Consider the following 23,090-nt stretch of genomic DNA (forward strand, 5'->3'; position numbering starts at 1 on the left):
CTCTTCGAAATGCCCTAACTTCCCTATGAGATAACAGGCAGGAACCGTGACCTTACCGCAGAAAAATCTGCTCGCTGACGAGGCGAGCCCCTATCTGCGCCAACATGCGCACAATCCCGTTCATTGGCGAGCCTGGTCACAGGCAGCCCTGGACGAAGCACGCACTCTGGATCGCCCCATCCTGCTTTCGATCGGTTACGCTGCCTGTCATTGGTGCCATGTCATGGCGCATGAAAGCTTCGAAAACGATGAAATCGCCGGCGTCATGAACCGGTTCTTCGTCAACATCAAGGTGGATCGCGAAGAACGGCCTGACATCGACCAGATCTACATGGCTTCGCTTTCGGCGATGGGCGAGCAAGGCGGCTGGCCATTGACCATGTTTCTCACGCCCGGCGGCAAGCCCTTCTGGGGAGGAACCTACTTCCCACCTCGCTCACGTTATGGCCGGCCGGGCTTCGTGCAGGTGCTCGAAGCCGTCGACAAGGCATGGCGCGAGAAGCGGGCTAGTTTGAATCAGAGCGCAGGCGGATTGATTACACATGTCGCTGCACGACTGTCAGCGACCCAGCCCAAGGCCTTGCTTGATCACGAGACCATGCAAAGGCTCGCGGTCGGCATCGAGGGGATGATCGACTGGACTGAAGGCGGGCTGAAAGGGGCTCCGAAATTTCCCAATGCTCCCTTCATGATGACACTTTGGCTTTCGTGGCTGAAAACGAGAAACACAAGCCATCGCGACGCTGTTCTGCTGTCCCTGCGAAAGATGCTGTCCGGCGGCATCTACGACCATGTTGGCGGAGGCCTCTGCCGTTATTCCACAGACGCCGAATGGACCGTGCCCCACTTCGAAAAGATGCTCTACGACAATGCCCAGCTGCTGCGGATGGCGAACTGGGCCCACGCAACAACTCACGACGAACTGTTCCGGATACGAATCGAAGAGACGATTGCATGGCTCTCACGAGAGATGCGCACTGATAATGGCGCCTTCGCTTCCAGCCTGGATGCCGACAGCGACGGCGAAGAGGGCCTTTTCTACACATGGAGCGAAAGCGAGGTCGCAGACGCTCTCCAGGCCGATCTTCCTGCCTTTGCCGAATATTACACCTTAGCGGCTCCTGCCAATTGGGAAGGCAAGCCGATCCCGCGGCAGAACGACGAGCAGCGGACGCAAGAGGTCGCAAACTATCCCATAGCAGCAGCCTTGAAGTCCAAGCTCCTTGCCGCTCGCGCCCAGCGCGTTCGCCCAGGACGAGACGACAAGGTTCTGGCTGACTGGAATGGCTTGCTGATCACTGCGCTCGCCGAATGCGGTCGAAGTTTTGGGCGCGACGACTGGATCGACCTCGCGGCTCAAGCCTTTGCCGGCATCCTCGGTGCCGCCGAAAGTGGTCGCCTGCCGCACTCCATCCTCGGCGAAAGGAAATTGTTCCCGGCCTTGTCGAGCGACTATGCCGCGATGACCACAGCCGCGGTGGCACTGTTCGAAGCAACGCGCAAGCCGGAATATATCGACACCGCTAAGAGCCTGATGGAACAGCTCGAAGAATGGCACGCGGACACCGACCGCACCGGCTATTTTCTTTCCGCTTCGGATAGCAGCGATGTCCCGATCCGCATACGCGGCGATGTCGATGAAGCGATTCCCTCCGCGACCGGACAGATTATCGAAGCTTTGACGCGATTGGCGACCGCAACAGGCGTCATCGCGCTTCACGAAAAAGCGTTGACGGTGGCCGAACACGCCTTGGGCCGCGCAGGCCAACAAACCTATGGTCAGGTTGGCATCGTCAATTCCTGCGCCCTGACACTGGAACCCTTGAAGCTTGTCATTGTCGAGAACCCCAGCCAGACAGGACTCGTTGCGGTGGCGAATCGAAATCCCGATCCTCGCCGCATCGACATCCTCGTATCCGTCGGCGGTACGGCGCCAAAGCTGCCGGGCGACCTGCTGCCCCCCACGGACAAACCCGGCGCTTATTTCTGCCTGTCCCAGTCTTGCCTACCGCCCGTCATCGATCCCGGCGAACTGGAGCGTCTGCTGCGCTCCAATTAGGCGCAATAAATACAGAGCCTTAGATACGATCCACCTTCATGGCCGAGCTTAAACCAGCGTGTGATCCCATACGAAAAAGCGCGCCCCGAAGAGCGCGCTTTGCCGAGATGTTTCGATTTATCGAGAACCTGACGATCAGGTGTTCATCGAATCGAAGAAATCGCCGTTGGTCTTCGTCTGCTTCAGCTTATCGATAAGGAATTCGATCGCATCGGTGGTGCCCATCGGCGCGAGAATACGGCGCAGGACGAAGATCTTCTGCAGATCCTGACGCGCGACCAGCAGGTCTTCCTTGCGGGTACCCGACTTGAGGATATCCATTGCCGGGTAGATGCGCTTGTCGGCGACCTTACGATCGAGCACGATTTCCGAGTTACCGGTACCCTTGAACTCTTCGAAGATCACTTCGTCCATGCGGCTGCCGGTATCGATCAGTGCCGTTGCAATGATCGTCAGCGAACCACCTTCCTCGATGTTACGGGCGGCGCCGAAGAAGCGCTTCGGACGTTGCAGAGCGTTGGCGTCGACACCACCCGTCAGCACCTTGCCGGATGACGGCACAACGGTGTTGTAAGCACGGCCGAGGCGGGTGATCGAATCGAGCAGGATGACGACGTCACGGCCATGCTCGACCAGGCGTTTGGCCTTTTCGATGACCATTTCAGCGACCTGCACGTGACGGGCAGCGGGCTCATCGAAAGTCGAGGACACGACCTCGCCCTTCACTGAACGCTGCATGTCGGTCACTTCTTCCGGACGTTCATCGATCAAAAGGACGATCAAATAGCATTCCGGATGATTGGCAGTAATCGAGTGCGCTATGTTCTGCAGCAGAACGGTCTTACCGGTCCGCGGCGGTGCCACGATCAGACCACGCTGGCCTTTGCCAAGCGGTGCCACCAAATCGATGACACGAGCCGACAGATCCTTCGTCGGGGCTTCGATTTCCATCTTCAACCGCTCATTCGGGTAAAGCGGCGTCAGATTGTCGAAGTGGATCTTGTGCCGGATCTTCTCCGGGTCGTCGAAATTGATGGTGTTGACCTTGAGCAACGCGAAATAGCGTTCGCCTTCCTTCGGGCTGCGGATCGGTCCTTCAACTGTATCGCCAGTCTTCAGCGAGAAGCGGCGTATCTGCGAAGGCGAGATATAGATATCGTCCGGACCCGGCAGATAGTTGGCATTGGCCGAGCGTAGGAAGCCGAAGCCGTCCTGCAGAACCTCGACGACGCCATCGCCGATGATCTCGATGTCCTGCGCCGCCAGCTTCTTGAGGATCGCGAACATCAGCTCCTGCTTGCGCATCACGCTGGCGTTTTCGACCTCGAGCGATTCGGCAAACGCGATCAGATCGGTCGGTTTCTTGTTCTTGAATTCTTGGAGTTTCATTTCCTGCATGAGAGGAGCCTAAGTGTAAAAATGGGAAAATGGCCGGCGAGAGAAAAAGCCGAACGCGACCGAAAGGTAGGAAACTGAATGGGGCGCGTGACGAGGAGAGACCCGTCTTTTACCGCCACACCATTCAAAGAGCAAGGCGCGAAATCGTAGCTTCTGCCAGGCTTTCGCCGCTTAGAACGGCTTTACGATCACCAGCACGACAATGATGATCATCAGCAATGTGGGGATCTCGTTGACGATCCGCCAGTGCCTGGCCGGTTTTTCATTGCGATCTTCCGCGAATTTACGCACGGCAGCCGAAAGATAGCCGTGGACGGCAGACAGCGCCACCACGGCCGCAAGCTTGGCATGCAGCCAGCCACCCTGGAAACCAAACCCCTTCCAGGCCAGCCACAGGCCGAAGGCCCAGCTGATCACCATCGCCGGATTGATGATGCCGCGCAGCAGGCGCCGCTCCATCACCTTGAAGGTTTCCGACTGCTGCGAACCGCGTTCCGTCTCGGCATGGTAAACGAAAAGTCTGGGCAGATAGAGCATGCCTGCCATCCAAGAGATGACGGCAATCACATGGATGGCCTTGGCCCAGGGATAGAAGTCCTCCGGCGCCACCAGATAGAGCAGCGCGGCCAGGAACAGGAAGATGGCGATCGCGATCGCCGCCCGCCTCAGGGCTTGCCCACCGCCGGCTGCGCTGTTGCTGTCGGTCATCGGCGGCTCCTCACCTGCTTTACCATCGCCTCGACATGCGCGATCGGCGTCTCCGGCGTGATGCCGTGGCCAAGGTTGAAGATCAGCGGTCCATCGGCCAAAGCGTCCAGAATGGCATCGACGCCTTCCTGCAAGGCCCGTCCGCCGGCAACGAGACGCAATGGATCGAGATTGCCCTGCACCGCACCATCCTTCTGCAGCGTCTCGGCGGCGGTCAGCGGCACCGTCCAGTCGAGACCAAGGCCTGATATACCTGTCTTGGAACGGTAGGAAGCATAGTTGGCGCCAGCGCCCTTTGGAAAACCGATCACTGGAACTTCCGGATACGCGGCACGGACCTGCCGCACGATTTCGGCGACCGGCTCGACACAGAAGGCCTGGAAAGAGCCCTCGTCCAGCACACCGGACCAGGAATCGAATATTTGCACGACATCCGCACCGGCTTCGATCTGGCGGATGAGATAAGACGCCGACTGGTCGGCCAGGGTTTTCAAAAGCCGCCTGAAAGCATCTGGCTCGCGATATGCAAACAGCCTGGCTGGTGCCTGATCCGGCGTGCCGTGGCCGGCGATCATATAGGTCGCTACTGTCCAAGGCGCGCCGCAGAAGCCGATCAAGGTGGTTTCATCCGGCAGTTTTCGGCGCAGTTGTCGCACCGTTTCGTAAACCGGTGCCAGATTCACGTGAAACAGTTCGGTATTCAGGGCATCGATCTCATGAGCCTGGATCGGCGTCAGAAGCGGCCCGCGGCCCTCCTCGAAACGCAGATCGCGGCCGAGCGCGTGCGGTACCACCAGAATGTCGGAGAACAGGATAGAGGCATCGAAGCCGAAGCGCTCGATAGGCTGCAACGTCACTTCTACCGCGAGATCCGGATTGTAGCAGAGATCGAGGAAGCTGCCGGCACGCTTCCTCGTCTCGCGGTATTCGGGCAGATAACGGCCAGCCTGGCGCATCATCCAGAGCGGAGGCGGTGAAACCGTCTCCCCTTTCAGCACTTCAAGCACAGTCCGTCTGGCAGTCATGAGCCCGCTTTCGAAAGCCTATTTATAACTAAAAAGGATTCTTAAAGAGTCTTCTGATTCTACGAGTCTGTTTGAATCGGGGATGTCGAGCTGTCCATTATCGGGCACCAAAACGCCAGTCTCCATAATGTCGCGCGCTTTTCCTCGCGGTGTTGGGAACAGCGGGGAAAACTCGAATCGGTGTTTGGAATCAAAACCCTAGCCGCTGTGATCTTTTGTCTCGCCTGTGGGTGGTCTCAGGTCAGATTCCGTCCTCCCCAGACTTGTCCCCAGCCGCCCAAAAAAGCTGACAGCGGCATCAATTGTGGACAAGCAGCCATCTGATACAGTCGCTTTTGCACACCCGCCGGGTTGGTCCCGACTTATCCACATCCACCCACAGCATCACGCGAGCCGTTGTGAACAAACCGCAAAGCTTCTTCCATCTGCACCTGATTTCCGACGCCACCGGAGAGACTTTGCTGGCCGCCGGCCGCGCTGCTTCGGCGCAATACAAGGACGCGCGCGCCATCGAGCATATCTATCCGCTCATCCGCACCGACAAGCAGCTGATGAAGGTGTTCGACGATATCGAGGAGGAGCCGGGCATCGTGCTCTACACGGTTGTGGATCAGGCGCTTGCCCACCGCATCGACGAGCGCTGCGCGGCCATGGGCCTGCCGTGCGTTTCGGTACTGGAGCCGGTGCTTTCGGTGTTCCAGTCCTATCTCGGCACGCCGGCTGGCCGGCGCGTCGGTGCCCAGCATGTGCTGGATGCCGAATATTTCCGGCGCATCGATGCATTGAATTTCACCATGGAGCATGATGACGGTCAGCTGCCGCTCGATATGGAGCAGGCGGACGTCGTGCTGATCGGCATCTCCCGCACCTCGAAGACGCCGACTTCGATCTATCTGGCCAATCGCGGCATCAAGACGGCCAACATTCCGATCGTGCTTGGCGTGCCGTTGCCACAGGCGTTGATCGACGCCAAGACACCTTTGGTGGTCGGTCTTGTGGCCACAGCCGAACGTATTTCACATGTCAGGCAGAACCGCCTCCTGGGGTCGACCACCGGCTTCGATTCCACCGCCTATGTCGACCGCGCCTCGATCAATGAGGAGCTGACTTATGCCCGCCAGATCTGCGGGCGCCATGGCTGGCCGACGATCGACGTCAGCCGCCGTTCCATCGAAGAAACGGCAGCAGCCATCGTCGCGTTGCTGCGCGAGAAAACACGATAATATTCGCCTGGTTCCTGCCAGGCTATGTCAGCAGGCCTGATGGCGTGGCGCTGCAATTCGGACTAGGAGCAAAGTGGCGGCTCACACCAGGCGAAACACCATGACGGACAAACAGGCGGCGCCAGCGCTGAAGGAAATCTTCGATCGAGCGCGGCTTGGCCATTTTGCCAGCGAGACCGCGGCGATCGCACCCGGCTTCGATGCCGAGCGTTTCCTGTCGCTCGCCACCGACAATCTTGACGCGCTTGGCATCATGCAGCGGCTGCGCCAGACTGCGGTCAGTTTCCAGGCAACCTTGCCGTCAAATTACAGCAAGGCGCTGGCAATCCTGGAGGTGCTCGCTCCGCGCATCAACCACGGCTTTGCTTCGATCGTTCTGTCCGAATTCGTCGCACTCTACGGCCGGGCTCATTTCGACCTCTCCATGCAGGCACTGCGCAATTTCACCCGTTACGGCTCGGCAGAATTTGCCATCCGCCATTTCCTGGCCAGCGATTTCGAGCGCACCCTGGCGGTGATGGTGAATTGGGCGGAAGACGACAACGAGCATGTGCGGCGGCTGGCCAGCGAAGGCTCGCGACCTCGCCTGCCGTGGTCGTTCAACCTGAAGACACTGATCAAGGATCCCTCGCCAACGGCACCGATCCTCGAAGCACTGAAAAGCGATCACAGCCTGTATGTCCGCAAATCAGTGGCCAATCATCTCAACGACATCACTAAGGACAATCCGCTGCGGGTCCTCGAACGTGTCGGCGGCTGGGATATGCAGAACGCCCACACAGCTTGGATCGTCAAACATGCGTTGCGCACGCTGATCAAGAAAGGTGATGCGGACGCACTTCGACTTATCGGCAGCACAGGTAAACCTGATGTCAGCGTTAACCACTTCTCGGTAACCCCGGCACGCATTCGTCTCGGCGAACGCATCACGCTCGATGCGCGAATTGCCTCCACGGCGAGCAGCAACCAGAAGCTCGTGATCGACTATGCCGTGCATTATGTGAAGAAGGCGGGTACCGCCTCGAAGAAAGTGTTCAAATTAAAGGAAATCGAACTGGCGCCGGCAGCCAGGGCCGAGTTGTCCATCAGCCAGGTCGTTCGCGACTTCACCACGCGCAAGCACCATGCCGGCCATCATCACGTCGAACTGATCATCAATGGCGACACCCTGGCCACCAGCGGATTCGATCTCGCGCTTTAGGCTCTGAAAGCGCTCCGAAAAAACAGTGCCATTCGCTCGCTTGACCTCGCCCTTGGGGCAGGCCTTAGAGAGGCTCCATGACACGTTCCCATCTGCTTGCCGGTCGCTTCGGTGCGGCCACCCGGCTTTCGCCCAAGGCGCTGCGGCTTTATGCCGAGCAGGGTCTGCTTGTCCCTGCCCATACCGATCCACAGACCGGCTACCGCTACTATGCGGCTGAACAGACGCCGCGCGCCCGGCTGATCGCACGGCTGCGCCAGCTTGGCTTGCCGGTGTTGCGCATCGCAGCATTGCTGGAATTATCGCCACAGGCGCGGACGATCGAGTTGCGTACCTGGCTGGAAGCGCAAAATCAACGCCTTGCCGATCATGCGGAACTGGTCGAGGCGATGGCCCGCCAGGATGAAGCGGCGCTCCCAGCGCTGACGATTGCGCTGCGTGATGTTGCCGCCACCAAGATCGTCAGCCGGCGCCGATTGGTGACCGTGGTCGATCTCGACGCTTATATGGCGGAAGCGGAAGCCGACATCCGCGCACATCTTGCTGCCTCGGGCTTGGCGCATGACGGGCTGATGAGTGTGCACCACCACGATTTCACCACGCGCGACAATGAAGGCCCGGTCGAGGTCGCGATTGCCTGCGAAGGTCCGGTCGAACCGATTGGCGACCTGCTCATCCGCCTGTTGCCAGGCCGTCGCGAGGCGTTCGTGCCGGTGCCGGCGGGCCACGAAAACTTCCCGCTGGTGCTGTCCATCTATGAAGCGCTGGAAGCCTGGATCGACAGGCAGGGCCTGATCGCCATCGACAGCCCTTATGAGATCTACCCCGGCAGCGCAGCCGCGGATTTCGACATCGCCTATCCGGTCAATTCCTGACGAAAGCCTCGACCATGCACATCTCCTATACCGGCTCCGGTCCTTATTGTTACGCCAATTCCTTCGCGATGATGTTCGGCGAGGCAGCGCCGTCGACCGCAGTCATCGAGTTTGCCACATCGAGCCCGTTCGGCATGCAGCTGATAGGCGGCAAGCTACCCTTCTTCGATCCTTACGGGTGGGATCCCGAACGGAGTTTCGAAGACACGCTCACGGCGCTCGGCTGGACATCCGATGTCGTCAAAGGAGGCAGTGCGGATGACGCCTTGCTTCGCCTCAGGGCTGCGCTTGCCGATGGTCCGGTCTGGGTTGGCCCGGTGGAGATGGGGCATCTCAGACATCAGCCGGGCATGTCCGGCCCGATCGAGGCCGACCATTATGTGGTGGTACTCAAAATCGATAGGGATTGGGTGCTGATGCACGACCCGCAGGGTTATCCCTATGCCACGCTGCCATTGAAAGACTTCATGGAAGCATGGGCCGCCAGGACGTTGAGTTATGGGACGTCCTACACGATGCGGACGGGTTTCGTCAGGCAGCGAGACGTATCCGACGTCGACGCCATCCGGGGCTCGCTACCCGCAGCACGCCGGTGGCTTTCCATGAAAGATGTTCCAAGCATGCCTGAAGGCAGTCTTGGAAACGGCGCGGCCGCCGAGGCACTGGCGGGGTTGGTCGGCAAGGGCTGTGACGAAGGGCTACGCGCGCACCTCATCCATTTCGCTGTGCGGGTCGGCGCGCGCCGTGCCAATGATGCTGCAGCCTGCCTTGCACGCATCGGCCGACATGAGGCAGCGGGTGTCGCCGCCGAACAGGCTCGCCTCATCGGCAGCCTGCAGCATCCGCTGGTATTTCGCGACGACAAGGCGGCGGCGGCTCAACTCCTCAAACTGGCGCCGACTTATGACAGGCTGCTGGCGGTGCTTTAGATCCGCGTTTCCGTTCGACAGGCGGGTTTGTCGCTGCTAGAAGCCGGCGCAACGAACGGAATTCCTTTAAAATGACTGAAACCATCGAGAAGGCGGTTGCACGCCGCCGTACCTTCGCGATCATCGCGCACCCGGACGCCGGCAAGACCACGCTGACGGAAAAGCTTCTGCTGTTCGGCGGCGCTATCCAGCTGGCCGGCGAGGTCAAGGCGAAGAAGGATCGCATCCAGACCCGCTCGGACTGGATGAAGATTGAACGCGAGCGCGGTATTTCCGTCGTCACTTCGGTGATGACCTTCGAATATGGCGACAACGTCTTCAACCTGCTCGACACGCCGGGTCACGAAGACTTTGCCGATGATACCTATCGCACGCTTTCGGCCGTCGACTCTGCCGTCATGGTCATCGACGCCGCCAAGGGTATCGAACCGCGCACGCTGAAACTGTTCGAGGTGTGCCGCCTGCGCGATATTCCGATCATTACTTTCGTCAACAAGATGGATCGCGAGGCGCGCGACACGTTCGAAATCCTCGACGAGATCGAACAGAAGCTGGCGCTCGACACCGCACCCATCACGTGGCCGATCGGCCAGGGCAAGACGTTCGCAGGCACCTATCACCTCGCCGAGAATGCCGTGCGCCGCCACGACGAGGAAGTCGAGCGCACGCCGGTCCACGGGCCGGATTCCAACCGCGCTGCAGGCTTGCTGCCCGACAATGACCGCCCTGCCTTCATCGAGGAACTGGAGCTGGCGCGGGAAGCCTGCCGGCCGTTCGATCTCGACGCCTTCCGTCAGGGCCACCTCACGCCGGTCTATTTCGGCTCGGCGCTGCGCAATTTCGGCGTACGCGATCTTATCGAGGCGCTTGGCGCCTTCGGCCCGGCGCCGCGCGCTCAGGAAGCCGATACGCGCAAGGTAGAGGCCACCGAACAGAAGATGACGTCCTTCGTCTTCAAGATTCAGGCCAACATGGATCCCAATCATCGCGACCGCATCGCTTTCGTGCGTGTCTGCTCCGGCACGTTGCAGCGCGGCATGAAGGCGAAGCTGGTGCGTACCGGAAAGCCGATGTCCCTAACTGCGCCGCAGTTCTTCTTCGCGCGGTCGCGCATCACCGCGGACGAAGCCTATGCCGGCGACGTCGTCGGTATTCCCAACCACGGCACGCTGCGCATCGGCGATACGCTGACCGAAGGCGAGGACATCCTGTTTCGCGGCGTGCCGAACTTCGCGCCGGAAATACTGCGCCGCGTGCGCCTCGGCGATGCCATGAAAGCCAAGAAACTGAAGGAAGCCCTGCAGCAGATGGCTGAGGAGGGCGTGGTTCAGTTGTTCCAGCCGGAAGACGGCTCTCCGGCCATCGTTGGTGTCGTCGGCGCGCTGCAGATCGACGTGCTGAAGGAACGCCTCAACATCGAGTATTCGCTGCCCGTCGATTTCGAGATGTCGCGGTTTTCGGTCTGCCGCTGGATCAGCGCCGAAGACAAGCTTGACTTGCAACGCTTCGTCGATGCGCATCGCGGCGACATCGCCCGTGACCTCGACAATGATCCGGTTTTCCTGGCGCAGCACGAATTCTCGCTGAACTACGAGGCAGAGCGCTGGAAAGCCATCCGTTTTGCCGCCATCAAGGATTACCAGGTGCGGGACCAGGCGGCTTAAGCGGGTTTCGCTGCCGCCATTTCCCGCACCAGAGCGGTCAAGCGCTGGATATCTGCCTCGTCTATCCGATCGATCTTTTCGGCAAGGAGATTGGCGAGTTCGGTGGCGGCTGGGGACAGACCGGCCGTATCGATCTTGACCTTCGGATGTGAATTTTCAGCCAGCCGCTGCAGGTCCTCGGCATCATCCCAGATGATGTTGAAATAGCCGATGATCTTCTGGATCAGCGGCCAGCTCGGCACGCCACGTTTGCCGTGCTCGAGCGCAGACAGATAGGCGGCACTGACGCCGATTGCTGCGGCCATCTGCTTCTGGCTCACTCCACGTTCTTCGCGCAGCACGCGGATGCGTTCGCCAAGCGGGGTCATGGCCGTGTCCGCCGCAAGCGCACGTAAAGCGCACCGGCTCCGCCGTGATGCCGGGCGGCGTGGTCGTGGCTGGAGACCAGCGTCCGGAATGCCGGTGTCGAAAGCCAGGCCGGAACGGAGCGTTTCAGGATCCCGTCCCCGCCGGAGGACGACCCCTTTCCGGTGATGACCAGTACGAAGCGCACGCCATTGGCGTGGGCGCGATGCAGGAAGGAAAAAAGAAGCGAATAGGCTTCGTCCTGCGTCATTCCGTGCAGATCGACGCGGCCTTCGATCGGTAGCCGTCCCTTCGACAACTTGTCCAGGGTCGGCTCGTCGAGCGTATGGCGTACGGGCTGCGCCTTTGGCTTTGCCGGCGATACCGTGACGATGCTGGCCGGAGCCGGCTCTTGCTGTGGTGGTCTCGGTTCGATCGGGTCCGGCAATTCCACGATTGCTTTGCCCTTGAGCGGCTTGGCTGAGCGCGCGACCAGGTTCCACAGAACGCGGTCTTCTTCGGAAAGGTCGCGGCGCCGGCTCATCGCGCTGCTCCGTCGAACAGCGAACGCGGCACCAACGCGTAGAAATCGGCGGCGTTGCGCACCACGCCGGCGATTTCGCCGGCAGCATCGCCGGAACCGGCGAAAAGGTCCCCGCGTGCCGGTCCGGTGATGGCGGAACCGGTATCCTGTGCAATCATCAATCGTCGGAAAGGTTTGCCGTCGAAGGCGGTCAGCGTCGGCGCGTTGATGTAGAAAGGCGTGCCGAATGTGTGCAGCAGCCGGTCCACAGCCACGGAACGGCCTGCCGAAAGCGGCACTTTTGCTGCCGCGATGGGCCCCAGTTCCGGATCGTCCACTGCCGCCGGGCGGAAAAAGATGAAGGAGCGGTTCTGCCAAAGGATATCGTCAACGCGATCCGGGTTCGCCTTGAACCAAGCGCGGATCGACTGCATCGTCACTTTTTCCAGCGGGATTTCGCCCGCATCGGCCAAGACCCGGCCTGGCCCGGTGAATCGCTGCCCGGATTTTGCGGCATAGGTGACGCGCAACTGCCTTCCGTCGGTCATGTTGAGCCGAGCTGCGCCTTGCACATGGATGAAGAAGACATCGACCTTGTCGGCGAACCAGGCAATCTCCAGGCCTTGCCCGACGAGTGCGCCCCGTTCGATCGCACCGCGGTCATGGTACTCCACGGGTCCGTCCGTCGTCCGGCGGGCGAATGCAAGATACGGATCCATGCCGTCGGGCCGATTGGTGTCGTCGATATCGATCAGATCGGCAGGGCGTGACAACAACGGCCAGCGATAATGCTCACTGCGCACCGGCGAAGCTTCGACCACAGGCTCATAGAAACCCGTGACCAGACCGGCTTCATTGTCAGGGGAGACTTGGGCCGGAGCGAAGTACCGTTCGAAGAAAGCCCGCGCACCGGCTCGATCCTTCGGCGGCGCGGATCTTGCAGCTTCATAGGCAGGCAGGAAAGCCGTGAAATCGATGCCGAGCGAACCGGTGCGGTATGGCTTTACCGGAGCGTGGAAAGCGGAACGTCGAAACGCATCGAAGGCGGCAAGGTGGTTGTCGTCGGCCCAACCGGGCAGATCGTCATAGGATCGCGCCGAAAGGAAAGGCGACAGCGACACCTGAGCGGCTCAATCTTCTTCCTCGGTGGCGACAAGCTTCCAGTTCGGATCGCGCGAACGGGTGTCCCGTGCGAACGTCCATACGTCCTTGACCTCGGCAACCGTCTCAGGGTCGCCGTCGATGACGGTGCCAGCCTTGTCGCGGGTGGCCGAAATCAGCTCGCTGACGATACGCAGCGTGACATGAGCTTCCGAACCCTTCATCTCGGCCGAGACGATGTCGGCTTTGTCGATGCCGACGAAGGAGGACTGGATCTTCTCGGATTTTGCCTCGCGCTCGCTGATGGCGGCGACGAAACCGTCATAGACTTCACGCGACAGAAGATTCTTCAGCGTTTTGCGGTCGCCGTCGGCATAGGCCATCACGATCATTTCGTAAGCCATCTTGGCGCCGTCGACGAAACCCTTCGGGTCAAAACTGGCGTCGGCGTCCTTGATGGCGCGCAGACCCTTGTTGAGATCGGTGTCAGGCTTGGCGAAGGCGTCGATTGCTGCATAGGCATCCGGCGCCGGCGCATCGCCAGGGGCACGCTTGCGCGGCAGCGAAACGACATTTTCCGAAGTCTTGGCGGCATCCTTGTCGCGATTGCGGCCAGCCGTATAGGGATCGAACGGCGGACGCTCGCTGCCAGTGCGGCGGCCCAGCACATTGCGCAGCTGGAAGAAGATCACGACCGCCGCGACCAGGAAGAATATCGTGCCGAAGTCGAAAAATGCCATGTCCTGTGCCAATCACCCTCGAAGCGGCCAATCAACTCAACCGGCCGCGCCTCCAGTTCGCGACTGATCATAAAACTATAAAAGCATATAGAACGTGCCGCGCCATCATTCAAACGCAAGCAGCGCATACCTATTTGATACAGTGAACGCCAGCGGCGATTGGTCGCCTGGCCATTATACAACGATTGGGCGGGTTTTTGCGTACTTCCTTTCTCCCTTTCTTCGTGCTGGCGCTTCCCTTGCTGGAGATCGCCGGCTTTGTCGTGGTCGGGAAACAGATCGGCGCGCTGGCGACGGTGGCCCTTGTGCTTGCCTCGACCATTGCCGGCGCCATGCTGCTCAAGCGCCAGGGCTTCAGTACCATGGTCAATGCGCGCGCCGAGATCGAGGCCGGTCGCGATCCGAGCCGTCCGCTGGCGCATGGCGCCATGACGATCTTCTCCGCGCTTCTGCTTATGGTGCCTGGTTTCATCACCTCCATCATCGGCCTGGTTTTCCTGGTTCCTGCCGTGCGTGATTTCGCCTGGGGTTTTCTCAAATCCCGCGTTTCGGTGGTGTCTTCCTTCGGCGAAGGTGGTGGTTTCAGGACGCGTCAGCGCGAGAAAACGATCGATCTCGACACCGAGGAGTTTTCGCGCGATCCCAACCCGAATTCGCCCTGGCGGCGGCTTAAGGATGAATGAACAGGCGCCAAATCTTGTCTTGAGGCGCCTGCCGTGATAGCCAACGCCCGATTTCAATAGGGGCCAGATGGCCCAACAAGGGGATTTTGGCTCATGGCCGACAACAATGAAGCGCAGGCAAGCAACGGCAACGGAGCGCAGCCGACGCTGAACGTTCTGGCCCAGTATGTGAAGGACCTTTCGTTCGAAAGCCCCGGTGCACCGAACTCGCTGCGTGGCCGCGACAAGGCGCCCGGCATCGCCATCAGCGTCAACGTCAACGCCAATCCCCTGTCCGACGAGCAGTTCGACGTCAATTTGACGCTGAACGCCAAGGCTTCCTTCGACAAGGAAGTGCTGTTCAACGTCGAGCTGGTCTATGGCGGCGTCTTCAACATCGCCGGCTTCCCGCAGGAGCACATGCTGCCGATCCTGTTTATCGAATGCCCGCGCCTGCTGTTCCCGTTCGCGCGTCAGATCATCTCGGACGCAACCCGCAACGGCGGTTTCCCGCCGCTAATGCTCGATCCGATCGACTTCGCGCAGATGTTCCAGCAGAAGCTGGCTGAAGATCAGGCTGCCTCGAAGGTGATGGTCAGCTAAGCTGCCCCGATATCCAGTGAAAAACCCGGCCTCGCGCCGGGTTTTTTGTTCGATGCGCTGACAGGACGAAAACTATTCGGCTGCTTCCGAACTTTCGCCGGCGAATTTCGCCCACAGTGCCTTTTCGCCGAGCGATTCGACCAGCCGCTTGTGGGCTTCGCGCTCGGCCTCGGTCAGCCGCGAGGCCAGCGGTACCGGCCGCGCGGCGATGGTAAGCTCGATCTCTATGCCGCCTCGGCGTCCCGTCTGGGACAGTCCTCCATCCAGGCCGAGCGCGGCCTGCTTGCCGCCGATCAGCTCGACATAGACTTCTGCCAACAGCTCGGAGTCGAGCAGCGCCCCGTGTTTGGTGCGGTGGCTGTTGTCGATTCCGTAACGACGGCATAGCGCGTCCAGCGAATTGGGACCCATCGGGTGTTTGCGACGCGCCAGCGCCAGCGTATCGATCACGCGCTCCGGTCCGACTGGAGGATGGCCGAGCCGGGCGAATTCAGCGTTGATGAAGCCCATGTCGAAACCGGCATTGTGCGCGATCAGCTTGGCGCCATCGATGAACTCCAGGAAAAGATCCGCAATCTCCGAAAAAGTCGGCTTGCCGACCAGCTGTGCCGCGCTGATGCCGTGAACGGCTTCCGCCTCGGCATTGATCATGCGGCCTTCTGGGTTGATGTAATGATGGAAGGTGTTGCCGGTCGGAAACCGATTGACCAACTCGATACAGCCGAGCTCTATGATGCGGTCTTCGCGCGCATCGAGCCCTGTTGTTTCCGTATCGAAGATGATTTCGCGCATCGGCGATGCTCCGCGGCCTGAGCCGTCCAGTCAAAGACGTCGGCGCTTGTTTGTTTGGATCGAAAATGGAGTCCGGCCGGCTTTCCCGCAAGATCAACCGGCGTGATTGCTGCCATTTTCCCCTGATAGCTCGGCGATGATGGCCTGGATTGCCTGCCGGGTGACCTCAAAGCCGCTGCCGGTATCGACAACATAGTCGGCCAGCCGCCGCTTTTCGGCGTCGGGAACCTGTTTGGTGAGAATTGATTCGAATTTGTCCTCGGTCATTCCGGGCCGTGCCAGCACGCGCTCGCGCTGCTGTTCTGCAGGTGCGCTCACCACCACGACCTTGTCGACGCGGCCGCGGCCACCCGTCTCGAACAGCAGCGGAATGTCGAGCACGGCAAGCGGTGCGCCGGTTTGCCGATGATGGGCCAGAAAGGCATCGGCATCGGCGCGCACCAAAGGATGGATGATGCCTTCCAATGCCTTGAGCGCGGCGGCATCGCCCAGAACGCGTTGCCCGAGCAGCGCGCGATCCACCGCGCCGTCCCGGGTCACACCCGGAAAAGCCGCTTCGATCAAGGGAGCTGCCTTGCCGGCATAGAGCCGATGCACCGCTTCGTCCGAATCGTGCACCGGAACTCCGGCTTCGCGGAACATCTTCGCGGCGGTTGACTTGCCCATGCCGATGGAACCCGTGAGGCCGAGCACGATCAATGTTTGGCCTCCAGATCGTCGACGATAAGCGCGCGCAGTTCCGGCGTGACTTCCGGCCGCTTGCCGAACCAGTGTTCGAAACCGGGTACCGCTTGATGCAGCAGCATGCCCAGCCCATCGACGGTTTTCAGCCCGCGCTGCCTTGCCGCGGCAAGCAACGGGGTTTCCAGCGGCACATAGACGATATCGGTGACGATCGCATGCGTCGGCAGGCGGGTGGGATCGGCGGGCAGGCCCTCATTGCCGTGCATGCCGAGCGCCGTGGTGTTGATCAGCAGTCCGGCGTCGGCCATCAATTCGCCAATCGCCTCGCTGCCATGTGCTGACACGTTGGTTCCGAACTGGTCTCGCAACTCCTCTGCCCGAGCTTTCGTGCGGTTGGCGATACGGATGTCGCGAACGCCACGTTCCTTCAGCGCGTGGATGACGGCACGTGCCGCGCCACCGGCGCCCAGCACCACAGCCGGACCGTTGCCAGCCCAGCCCTGCGCAAATTCGTCGAGATTGGCCGCGAAACCATGTGCGTCGGTGTTGCCGCCGCGGAGTTCGCCGTCTTCAACCCACAGCGTGTTGATGGCGCCGATCTGCTCGGCCGCTTCATCCCGGCGTTTGACGGCTGCGCACACGGCTTCCTTGTGCGGGATGGTGACGTTACCGCCGCTGAAGCCCCTCTCCGCAAGCGTCGACAGGAACGCAGGCAGATCGCCGGGTGCCACATCGATCGCTTCGTAGCTGCCAGCGATGCCGTAGCTCTTCAACCAGTATCCGTGGATTTTCGGCGAACGCGAATGCGCGATCGGATGGCCGATCACGAAGGCCTTTTTCATGTCAGCCATCGATGGCACCGAGCGACCTGAGTTCGGTCAGCAGCGGCAGAAGCGGCAGGCCGATGATGGTGAAATGGTCCCCCTCGACCTTTTCGAACAGCTGGATGCCCTCGCCTTCGATCTGATAAGCGCCGACGCTGGAAAGCGCTTTCGCGCCGACCCGTGCCAGATGGCGGCCGATGAAGGCGGGATCGAGTCTGCGCATGGTGAGATTGGCAATGCCGACATGGCGCCACAACACCGCGCCGTCCCGCGCCAGCACCGCGGCGCTGTTCAGCTGATGGGTCTTGCCCGACAGAGCCAGCAGATGGCGGCGGGCGCCCTCCATGTCGGCAGGTTTGTGGAACACTTCGTCGCCCAGCGACAGCGTCTGGTCGCAGCCCAGCACCAGGGCTCCCGGCATCCGCTCGCTCACCTCGGTCGCCTTCGCTTCGGCCAGGATCGTCGCGACATCTTCCGGGGAGGCGCCGCTGTCCTCCAGCGGCGCTTCAAGCGCGCGCTCGTCGACCTTTGCCGGTACCGCTTCGACATGGACGCCGGCATTTTTCAGCATGGCCAGCCGAAACGGGCTGCCTGATGCCAGGATGAGTTTTTCGGTCATGGTACCTCCGCAGGCTGACTGGCCCTCGGCTATACCATGCCGCGCAATGTTGGAATGACCAAATCCGAGCGGATTCCTATTTCATCGTCGTGCAATCGACTGACCGTTATGATGTCCCGCAAGTGAGCGGCGGTTTGAATCATCGGGAGAAGAGTTTCGTGGGTATCGGGCGGCGCGCATTTCTGGGGCTGATGGGGACGTTGCCGGCCTGGCGATCCTCATTTGCGGCAAAGCTCGGGACGAAGGAGAAACCGATGGAACCATCCGAGTCGGAGGTGGTGAAACCACGACATGTTCTTTGCTTCCTGGGCAAGGATCGCGATCTGTCTCGGCTGTCGGACGCAGCCCTGGGCGGCATTGAAGAATTCGCCACCGGTTTCGGCGTGGACCACACTTATTCTCAGGCCGAACCGGATGACCGCATGGTCCGATCCTTCGATGTGTGTTGGGACCGCGTCGAGCCAGATGCCTGGACCGAGGCCGATGAAGCTGCCGTCGCCAGCCATCGATCCGTTCTCTATGTGCTCGGCCCGCCGATGACGAGAGACAATGCGGTCACCGTTTCCATCGGAGCCTTGTTCCTCGTCGCTCACATGGTCGACAAGGGCGCGGTGGCCGTTAAGGGCGAAAGTGCGGGCATCGCCCATGGGCTGGCGCGCTGGAAACGGCTTGCGCTCCAGGGTGCTGCTGCCCTGGAGGCTGACGATGCTCTTGCACAAAGGCGCATTGGCCGGCTCGCCTTCGCCAAGCGCCCACTGTCGGCCAAGAAATATCTGGAAAGTGTCGGCTTCCACCTCGTGGGATTGCCGGAAGTCTATGTGCCGATATCCCAGGCGAGCGAGCGCGAGGCTGTGGCGACCATGGACGCTGTCGCGGACGAAATTGCCGTGCGCGGCCTGGAAGAGGTGCTGAGGAAACGCGGAGCGCGCCTCTCTTTCGAATCCCAGTACGAAAAGGACGAGTTCAAGTTCAATCCGTATGGGACGGTGAGGCTCGCCGGCTGACCTCCGCCTACTCGGCCGCGATCGCCATCCCTGAAGCCGGCGCGAACGGACGGATGCGGATTCCCGCCCTCGTCATGGTTACGAAGCTCGCCGGCGGAATGGCCTGCCATTCAGCACTCTCGCGGTCGAAGGGTTCCGACACGATGCAGCGACCGCCATGGAATGCGGAGGTGTAGAGTGTTGGTGCTTGGCCGTCAGTCGAATAGCGCACCGCGTGCACGGCCTGCCCATCGGAAAAGGCGGCGGTCAACTTCAGGGCTGGATCAACACCCGCCCTTTCGGCGGCCGCAATCACCTGGGAGGTTGCCCTTTCCAGCGCGCCTTGCGGGTCGGTTTCCAGCCCCGCGTCCATCATCAGGAAAAAGAACAGTTCGGAATCGGTCGTACCTTCGATCTGATCGTAGAGTGCGTCCGGTAAGGCTGCCTCGAGCGCGCGGCGGATACGCTCGAAGCCCCCGATCTGGCCGTTGTGCATGAACGACCAGCGGCCGGAGACAAAGGGATGGCAGTTGGCGCGACTGGTTGCGCCGCCGGTCGAGGCGCGCACATGCGCCAGGAACAGGCCGGAGCGGATCTGCTTGCAGAGGCTTTTGAGATTGGGGTCCGACCAGGCCGGCAGGATGTCGCGGTAGAGACCGGGTTCCGCGCGCCCGCCATACCAGGCAAGGCCGAAACCGTCACCATTGGTGGGCGATTTCGCCTCCTGCGCGCAATGGCTCTGTGCGATCAGCGAATGACAAGGCGCACTGACGATGTCTTCGAGGAAGACCTCTTCACCGAGATAGGCCGCCCATCGGCACATGCGTCAACGCCCCTCAGGCACGTCTGGACAGTGGCCGGCTCCAGCCGGCCTCGGGATCATGCCTGCGGACGGCGATTGTGCGTACGCTCGTAGAGCTGGCGGATGATCCTGCTAGCCGTAGTCTCGAACAGGAAGGGTAAAAAAGCATGAATGAGTGCGGCGCCGCCGGCCATGAACAACCTGCTGGCAAACCAGCCGGCGAAGCGCATGTGTTCGAAGTAGCTCTCATCGACCGAGTGCGGATGGTCGGTGAAAAGGCGGGCGATGCGCGTCGTCATGGTGATTCTCCCATTCTCTGCACTATCCTCCCATGCCATGTCGGAACATCGATCCCAATTTGTCCTTGTTGTGCATCTAGAATTGGGACAAATATCCCAACATGGCTTATGAAATCGATACGATTGATCGAAGAATCCTTGCGGAACTGCAGCGGGACGGAACCTTGTCGGTCGACCAGCTCTCGGAACGCGTCGGCCTGTCTCGCAATGCCTGCTGGCGCCGGGTGAAAAGGCTGGAGGACGAGCGTGTCGTTACCGGCCGGGTTGCGCTGGTCGATGCCGACAAGCTTGGCCTCGGTCTTTCGGTGTTCATCATCGTGCGCACGTCGAGCCATGATCCGGACTGGCTGGCCAAGTTCCGGGCCGCGGTGACATCTTTTCCCGAGATCACCGGTGTCTACCGTATGTCCGGCGATCTCGACTATGTGCTTCGTGCTCGCGTTGCGGACGTCAAGGCATACGACCGGCTCTATCAGCGCATGATTGCGAAGGTGCCGTTGTCCGACGTTTCCGCCTCCTTCGTCATGGAGGAGATCAAGGAAACGACGGTGGTGCCGGTGGAAGTGCGCTAGGCATGAGTTCTACCAACAACATCACCCCGGTGACCCGCCGCAGTCTTCCCGCCGGTGTCTGGGCGCTCGGTTTCGTATCGATGTTCATGGATATCTCCTCGGAGATGATCCACGCGCTGCTGCCCGTCTACATGGTGGCTGTGCTGGGCACCGCAAGCCTTACCGTCGGCATCATCGAAGGCATCGCCGAGGCAACCGCTTCGATCACCAAGATCTTTTCGGGAGCACTGAGCGACTGGCTCGGCAAGCGCAAACTACTGGCGGCGCTGGGCTACGGGTTGGCGGCGATCACCAAGCCGATCTTTCCGCTGGCGCCATCGATCGGCTGGCTGGTTGCGGCGCGGTTCATCGACCGCATCGGCAAGGGCATCCGCGGCGCCCCGCGCGATGCGCTGATCGCCGACATCACGCCGCTGGAACAGCGTGGTGCCGGCTTCGGCCTGCGGCAATCGCTCGACACGATCGGCGCCTTTGCCGGCCCGCTGCTGGCCATCGCGCTGATGTGGACAACTGCAAATCATTTCCAGACGGTTTTCTGGATCGCCGTCCTACCGGCTTTTGCCGCCGTTGCCCTGATCGTCTTTGCGGTGAGGGAGCCCGAGCGCCCGGCGGGCCAGCGCAAGGTTCGCATGCCGCTAAGGCGCTCCGAGCTGCGCCTTCTGGGCGCGGGCTTCTGGCTGGTGGTAACCGTGGCGGCGGTTTTCACGCTCGCCCGTTTCAGCGAAGCTTTTCTCATCTTGCGCGCGCAGTCGATCGGCCTTTCCTTGGCTTTGGTGCCGGTCGTGCTGGTGGTGATGAACCTCGCCTACTCGCTGTCGGCCTATCCTGCCGGCGTGCTCGCCGATCGCTTTAGCCGGTCTATGCTTCTCGCCGTCGGTCTTCTTTTCCTCGTGGCAGCGGATCTCGTCCTCGCCCTTGTGCCAGACATCGTCGGGCTCCTCATCGGCGTCGTGCTGTGGGGACTGCATATGGGTTTCACGCAAGGGCTGCTGGCAACGCTGGTTGCGGATGCAGCGCCGGCGGAGTTGCGCGGCACTGCATTCGGCATGTTCAATCTGATCACCGGCATCGCCTTGCTCGTCGCCAGCGTGCTGGCAGGCTTCCTGTGGGATCAGTTTGGTCCTGAAGCCACCTTCCTTGCCGGCGCCGTTTTTGCTGTTGTGGCGCTCGTCGGCCTGCTGCCGTTGCGAGCCCGGCTGTCGATGCCTCAATGAAAGATTCGCGTTGAAATACCCGTAACCGGTTGACTTGATGCACTGCTCGCCCGATAGGATCGCGCCATGCACCCGACACCTCAAAATCAATCCGTCTTCGGCCAGACGGTCGGTTTCGTCCGCCTGCCGCACGGCGAAGGGCTGGCGTTGCCGGCCTACGAAAGCGCCGGCGCTGCCGGCATGGATCTCAGGGCTGCCGTTCCGGAGGATCGGCCACTGCTCATTCTGCCCGGCAAGCGTGCGCTGGTGCCGACGGGACTGGTATTGGAAATACCGGAAGGCCTGGAAGGTCAGGTTCGCCCTCGCTCCGGCCTCGCACTGAAACATGGCATCACCTGCCTCAACACGCCCGGTACCGTCGATAGCGACTATCGCGGCGAGGTGAAGGTGCTGCTGATCAATCACGGTGACGAAGAGTTCTATGTCGAGCGCGGCATGCGCATCGCTCAGATCGTCTTCGCTCCCGCGGTCCAGGTCCGCTCCGAAGAGCGCAGCCTCGCCGGCGGCACCGAGCGTGGCGGCGGCGGTTTCGGATCGACCGGAACCGCGTGATGCCGCTGCCCGGGCTGGTCATCTTCGACTGTGACGGTATCCTGGTCGATACCGAGAACATGGCCAACGAACGTCTGGCGCTGTGGCTCACCGAAGCCGGCTATCCCGTCGACTTCAACTATTGCCGCAAGCAGTTTTCCGGCCGCTCCATGATCTCCGTGCGCAACGAGATCCTGGAAGTGGCAGGCATCGATCTTGGCGAAGATTTCGCCGACCGCTGGAATGTTGGCCTGCCCGAGCTTTTTGCGAACGGTGTCGACGAGATTCCATATGTGCGCGACGTGATCGATGCCGTACGAGCGGCCAACCTTCCCTATTGTGTCGCCTCTTCGGCGCGCGTGTCCAAGATGCATATAACGCTGGGCGTCACCGGGCTGCTTCCGTTCTTCGAGCACGCCATGTTCAGCTCCACCATGGTCGGGCGCTCGAAACCGTTCCCGGACTTGTTCCTGCACGCCGCCAGGGAAATGGGTGTGAACCCAGCCGATTGTATCGTCATCGAGGATTCGGTGGCCGGTACGACAGCCGGCATTGCCGCTGGCATGCGCGTGTTTTCCTACCACGGCGATCCGCATTCCGATCCCGAAGGTTTGGAAAGGGCGGGCGGCGTTCTGTTCTCGGACATGCGCGATCTGCCGGGACTGGTGCCGCTGCGCTAAGCGCCCTCATCGTTGGTTTCATGACGGTTTCATC

26 protein-coding genes are annotated in these 23,090 nt (G+C 60.9%); 13 read left to right on the forward strand and 13 right to left on the reverse strand.

Going from position 1 to position 23,090, the window contains the following annotated elements; all coding sequences use genetic code 11:
* Positions 1 to 46 precede the first annotated feature (46 nt).
* On the forward strand, positions 47 to 2,059 hold the full coding sequence (locus L4923_RS19610) for a thioredoxin domain-containing protein (protein ID WP_239368207.1): 2,013 nt from the start codon (positions 47 to 49) through the stop codon (positions 2,057 to 2,059).
* Between the two features lie 135 nt (positions 2,060 to 2,194).
* Here L4923_RS19610 and rho read toward each other — a convergent pair whose 3' ends face one another.
* From rho to hemE, 3 genes are all read right to left on the reverse strand, one after another.
* The gene (gene rho / locus L4923_RS19615; protein ID WP_239368209.1) at positions 2,195 to 3,457 is read right to left on the reverse strand and encodes a transcription termination factor Rho; all 1,263 of its coding nucleotides are present in this window, start codon (positions 3,455 to 3,457) and stop codon (positions 2,195 to 2,197) included.
* 171 nt (positions 3,458 to 3,628) lie between these two features.
* Positions 3,629 to 4,165 (reverse strand): protoporphyrinogen oxidase HemJ, encoded by a 537-nt coding sequence (gene hemJ, locus L4923_RS19620; RefSeq protein ID WP_239368211.1) that lies wholly within the window; start codon positions 4,163 to 4,165, stop codon positions 3,629 to 3,631.
* Entirely contained in the window at positions 4,162 to 5,190 is a 1,029-nt protein-coding gene (gene hemE, locus L4923_RS19625; protein WP_239368213.1) for a uroporphyrinogen decarboxylase, read from the reverse strand. The genes hemJ and hemE overlap by 4 nt, the downstream gene beginning before the upstream one ends.
* A gap of 398 nt (positions 5,191 to 5,588) precedes the next feature.
* Between hemE and L4923_RS19630 the strand changes: the two genes are divergently transcribed.
* The 5 genes from L4923_RS19630 to L4923_RS19650 all read left to right on the forward strand — a co-directional run bounded on the left by L4923_RS19630 (position 5,589) and on the right by L4923_RS19650 (position 11,082).
* Positions 5,589 to 6,413: a pyruvate, water dikinase regulatory protein gene (locus L4923_RS19630; protein ID WP_239368215.1), complete on the forward strand. Its 825-nt coding sequence runs from the start codon at positions 5,589 to 5,591 to the stop codon at positions 6,411 to 6,413.
* 100 nt (positions 6,414 to 6,513) lie between these two features.
* Positions 6,514 to 7,614, forward strand: coding sequence for a DNA alkylation repair protein (locus tag L4923_RS19635; RefSeq protein ID WP_239368217.1), 1,101 nt, complete (start codon positions 6,514 to 6,516; stop codon positions 7,612 to 7,614).
* Between the two features lie 77 nt (positions 7,615 to 7,691).
* A complete protein-coding gene (locus tag L4923_RS19640) occupies positions 7,692 to 8,489 on the forward strand; it encodes a MerR family transcriptional regulator (RefSeq protein ID WP_239368219.1) in 798 nt (265 codons plus the stop codon).
* Between the two features lie 14 nt (positions 8,490 to 8,503).
* Positions 8,504 to 9,418: a cysteine peptidase family C39 domain-containing protein gene (locus L4923_RS19645; protein ID WP_239368221.1), complete on the forward strand. Its 915-nt coding sequence runs from the start codon at positions 8,504 to 8,506 to the stop codon at positions 9,416 to 9,418.
* A gap of 71 nt (positions 9,419 to 9,489) precedes the next feature.
* Entirely contained in the window at positions 9,490 to 11,082 is a 1,593-nt protein-coding gene (locus L4923_RS19650) for a peptide chain release factor 3 (RefSeq protein ID WP_239368223.1), read from the forward strand.
* Here L4923_RS19650 and L4923_RS19655 read toward each other — a convergent pair.
* The 4 genes from L4923_RS19655 to L4923_RS19670 are packed head-to-tail and all read right to left on the reverse strand — an operon-like array spanning position 11,079 to position 13,791.
* On the reverse strand, positions 11,079 to 11,450 hold the full coding sequence (locus tag L4923_RS19655; RefSeq protein WP_239368225.1) for a helix-turn-helix domain-containing protein: 372 nt from the start codon (positions 11,448 to 11,450) through the stop codon (positions 11,079 to 11,081). The two genes, L4923_RS19650 and L4923_RS19655, sit on opposite strands and share 4 nt — an antisense overlap.
* Positions 11,447 to 11,971 (reverse strand): Smr/MutS family protein, encoded by a 525-nt coding sequence (locus L4923_RS19660; protein WP_239368227.1) that lies wholly within the window; start codon positions 11,969 to 11,971, stop codon positions 11,447 to 11,449. Before L4923_RS19660 ends, L4923_RS19655 begins: the two co-directional genes overlap by 4 nt.
* Positions 11,968 to 13,071, reverse strand: coding sequence for a murein transglycosylase A (mltA, locus tag L4923_RS19665; RefSeq protein WP_239368229.1), 1,104 nt, complete (start codon positions 13,069 to 13,071; stop codon positions 11,968 to 11,970). Before mltA ends, L4923_RS19660 begins: the two co-directional genes overlap by 4 nt.
* Positions 13,072 to 13,080: 9 nt before the next feature.
* Positions 13,081 to 13,791, reverse strand: coding sequence for a Tim44/TimA family putative adaptor protein (locus L4923_RS19670; RefSeq protein ID WP_239368231.1), 711 nt, complete (start codon positions 13,789 to 13,791; stop codon positions 13,081 to 13,083).
* A 197-nt stretch (positions 13,792 to 13,988) separates the two neighbouring features.
* On the opposite strand from L4923_RS19670, the gene L4923_RS19675 reads away from it, so the two are divergent.
* A complete protein-coding gene (locus L4923_RS19675; RefSeq protein WP_239368233.1) occupies positions 13,989 to 14,474 on the forward strand; it encodes an FxsA family protein in 486 nt (161 codons plus the stop codon).
* A gap of 93 nt (positions 14,475 to 14,567) precedes the next feature.
* Entirely contained in the window at positions 14,568 to 15,056 is a 489-nt protein-coding gene (gene secB, locus L4923_RS19680) for a protein-export chaperone SecB (RefSeq protein WP_129412371.1), read from the forward strand.
* A gap of 72 nt (positions 15,057 to 15,128) precedes the next feature.
* On the opposite strand, the gene dnaQ is transcribed toward secB, so the two are convergent.
* The 4 genes from dnaQ to L4923_RS19700 all read right to left on the reverse strand — a co-directional run bounded on the left by dnaQ (position 15,129) and on the right by L4923_RS19700 (position 17,975).
* Positions 15,129 to 15,848, reverse strand: a complete 720-nt coding sequence (gene dnaQ, locus L4923_RS19685) for a DNA polymerase III subunit epsilon (protein ID WP_239368235.1) — start codon at positions 15,846 to 15,848, stop codon at positions 15,129 to 15,131.
* A gap of 93 nt (positions 15,849 to 15,941) precedes the next feature.
* Positions 15,942 to 16,547, reverse strand: a complete 606-nt coding sequence (coaE, locus tag L4923_RS19690; protein WP_239368237.1) for a dephospho-CoA kinase — start codon at positions 16,545 to 16,547, stop codon at positions 15,942 to 15,944.
* Positions 16,544 to 17,383, reverse strand: a complete 840-nt coding sequence (locus L4923_RS19695; protein ID WP_239368239.1) for a shikimate dehydrogenase — start codon at positions 17,381 to 17,383, stop codon at positions 16,544 to 16,546. Before L4923_RS19695 ends, coaE begins: the two co-directional genes overlap by 4 nt.
* Positions 17,376 to 17,975: a Maf-like protein gene (locus L4923_RS19700; RefSeq protein ID WP_239368241.1), complete on the reverse strand. Its 600-nt coding sequence runs from the start codon at positions 17,973 to 17,975 to the stop codon at positions 17,376 to 17,378. Before L4923_RS19700 ends, L4923_RS19695 begins: the two co-directional genes overlap by 8 nt.
* Positions 17,976 to 18,166: 191 nt before the next feature.
* On the opposite strand from L4923_RS19700, the gene L4923_RS19705 reads away from it, so the two are divergent.
* Positions 18,167 to 18,979 (forward strand): hypothetical protein, encoded by an 813-nt coding sequence (locus L4923_RS19705; RefSeq protein WP_425530979.1) that lies wholly within the window; start codon positions 18,167 to 18,169, stop codon positions 18,977 to 18,979.
* Positions 18,980 to 18,986: 7 nt separating this feature from the next.
* On the opposite strand, the gene L4923_RS19710 is transcribed toward L4923_RS19705, so the two are convergent.
* Entirely contained in the window at positions 18,987 to 19,781 is a 795-nt protein-coding gene (locus tag L4923_RS19710) for a class II glutamine amidotransferase (protein WP_239368245.1), read from the reverse strand.
* 56 nt (positions 19,782 to 19,837) lie between these two features.
* On the reverse strand, positions 19,838 to 20,059 hold the full coding sequence (locus L4923_RS19715) for a DUF6356 family protein (protein WP_239368247.1): 222 nt from the start codon (positions 20,057 to 20,059) through the stop codon (positions 19,838 to 19,840).
* A 101-nt stretch (positions 20,060 to 20,160) separates the two neighbouring features.
* On the opposite strand from L4923_RS19715, the gene L4923_RS19720 reads away from it, so the two are divergent.
* From L4923_RS19720 to L4923_RS19735, 4 genes are all read left to right on the forward strand, one after another.
* On the forward strand, positions 20,161 to 20,631 hold the full coding sequence (locus L4923_RS19720) for an Lrp/AsnC family transcriptional regulator (RefSeq protein ID WP_239368249.1): 471 nt from the start codon (positions 20,161 to 20,163) through the stop codon (positions 20,629 to 20,631).
* A gap of 2 nt (positions 20,632 to 20,633) precedes the next feature.
* Complete coding sequence (locus tag L4923_RS19725; protein WP_239368251.1) at positions 20,634 to 21,845, forward strand: MFS transporter; 1,212 nt, start codon at positions 20,634 to 20,636, stop codon at positions 21,843 to 21,845.
* A gap of 66 nt (positions 21,846 to 21,911) precedes the next feature.
* A complete protein-coding gene (gene dut, locus L4923_RS19730; protein ID WP_239368253.1) occupies positions 21,912 to 22,397 on the forward strand; it encodes a dUTP diphosphatase in 486 nt (161 codons plus the stop codon).
* Positions 22,397 to 23,056 carry an HAD family hydrolase gene (locus tag L4923_RS19735; RefSeq protein ID WP_239368255.1) on the forward strand — a complete coding sequence of 220 codons (660 nt, stop codon included), beginning with the start codon at positions 22,397 to 22,399 and terminating at the stop codon, positions 23,054 to 23,056. Before dut ends, L4923_RS19735 begins: the two co-directional genes overlap by 1 nt.
* Positions 23,057 to 23,090: the final 34 nt, after the last annotated feature.

Origin of the sequence: Terribium retamae, assembly GCF_022347545.1 — a bacterium.
GTDB classification, from domain to species: Bacteria; Pseudomonadota; Alphaproteobacteria; order Rhizobiales; family Rhizobiaceae; genus Mesorhizobium; species Mesorhizobium retamae.

Excerpts from the sequence above, each read along its gene's own strand:
- L4923_RS19655 (WP_239368225.1), bottom strand. The coding sequence starts at position 11,450 with ATGACCCCGCTTGGCGAACGCATCCGCGTGCTGCGCGAAGAACGTGGA.
- L4923_RS19720 (WP_239368249.1), top strand. The coding sequence starts at position 20,161 with ATGGCTTATGAAATCGATACGATTGATCGAAGAATCCTTGCGGAACTG.
- L4923_RS19715 (WP_239368247.1), bottom strand. The coding sequence starts at position 20,059 with ATGACGACGCGCATCGCCCGCCTTTTCACCGACCATCCGCACTCGGTC.
- hemE (WP_239368213.1), bottom strand. The coding sequence starts at position 5,190 with ATGACTGCCAGACGGACTGTGCTTGAAGTGCTGAAAGGGGAGACGGTT.
- L4923_RS19700 (WP_239368241.1), bottom strand. The coding sequence starts at position 17,975 with ATGACCGAAAAACTCATCCTGGCATCAGGCAGCCCGTTTCGGCTGGCC.
- L4923_RS19640 (WP_239368219.1), top strand. The coding sequence starts at position 7,692 with ATGACACGTTCCCATCTGCTTGCCGGTCGCTTCGGTGCGGCCACCCGG.
- L4923_RS19650 (WP_239368223.1), top strand. The coding sequence starts at position 9,490 with ATGACTGAAACCATCGAGAAGGCGGTTGCACGCCGCCGTACCTTCGCG.
- L4923_RS19645 (WP_239368221.1), top strand. The coding sequence starts at position 8,504 with ATGCACATCTCCTATACCGGCTCCGGTCCTTATTGTTACGCCAATTCC.
- dnaQ (WP_239368235.1), bottom strand. The coding sequence starts at position 15,848 with ATGCGCGAAATCATCTTCGATACGGAAACAACAGGGCTCGATGCGCGC.
- L4923_RS19710 (WP_239368245.1), bottom strand. The coding sequence starts at position 19,781 with ATGTGCCGATGGGCGGCCTATCTCGGTGAAGAGGTCTTCCTCGAAGAC.
- L4923_RS19695 (WP_239368239.1), bottom strand. The coding sequence starts at position 17,383 with ATGGCTGACATGAAAAAGGCCTTCGTGATCGGCCATCCGATCGCGCAT.
- secB (WP_129412371.1), top strand. The coding sequence starts at position 14,568 with ATGGCCGACAACAATGAAGCGCAGGCAAGCAACGGCAACGGAGCGCAG.
- L4923_RS19635 (WP_239368217.1), top strand. The coding sequence starts at position 6,514 with ATGACGGACAAACAGGCGGCGCCAGCGCTGAAGGAAATCTTCGATCGA.
- hemJ (WP_239368211.1), bottom strand. The coding sequence starts at position 4,165 with ATGACCGACAGCAACAGCGCAGCCGGCGGTGGGCAAGCCCTGAGGCGG.
- L4923_RS19735 (WP_239368255.1), top strand. The coding sequence starts at position 22,397 with ATGCCGCTGCCCGGGCTGGTCATCTTCGACTGTGACGGTATCCTGGTC.
- L4923_RS19705 (WP_425530979.1), top strand. The coding sequence starts at position 18,167 with ATGGGGACGTTGCCGGCCTGGCGATCCTCATTTGCGGCAAAGCTCGGG.
- L4923_RS19670 (WP_239368231.1), bottom strand. The coding sequence starts at position 13,791 with ATGGCATTTTTCGACTTCGGCACGATATTCTTCCTGGTCGCGGCGGTC.
- rho (WP_239368209.1), bottom strand. The coding sequence starts at position 3,457 with ATGCAGGAAATGAAACTCCAAGAATTCAAGAACAAGAAACCGACCGAT.
- L4923_RS19725 (WP_239368251.1), top strand. The coding sequence starts at position 20,634 with ATGAGTTCTACCAACAACATCACCCCGGTGACCCGCCGCAGTCTTCCC.
- L4923_RS19660 (WP_239368227.1), bottom strand. The coding sequence starts at position 11,971 with ATGAGCCGGCGCCGCGACCTTTCCGAAGAAGACCGCGTTCTGTGGAAC.
- dut (WP_239368253.1), top strand. The coding sequence starts at position 21,912 with ATGCACCCGACACCTCAAAATCAATCCGTCTTCGGCCAGACGGTCGGT.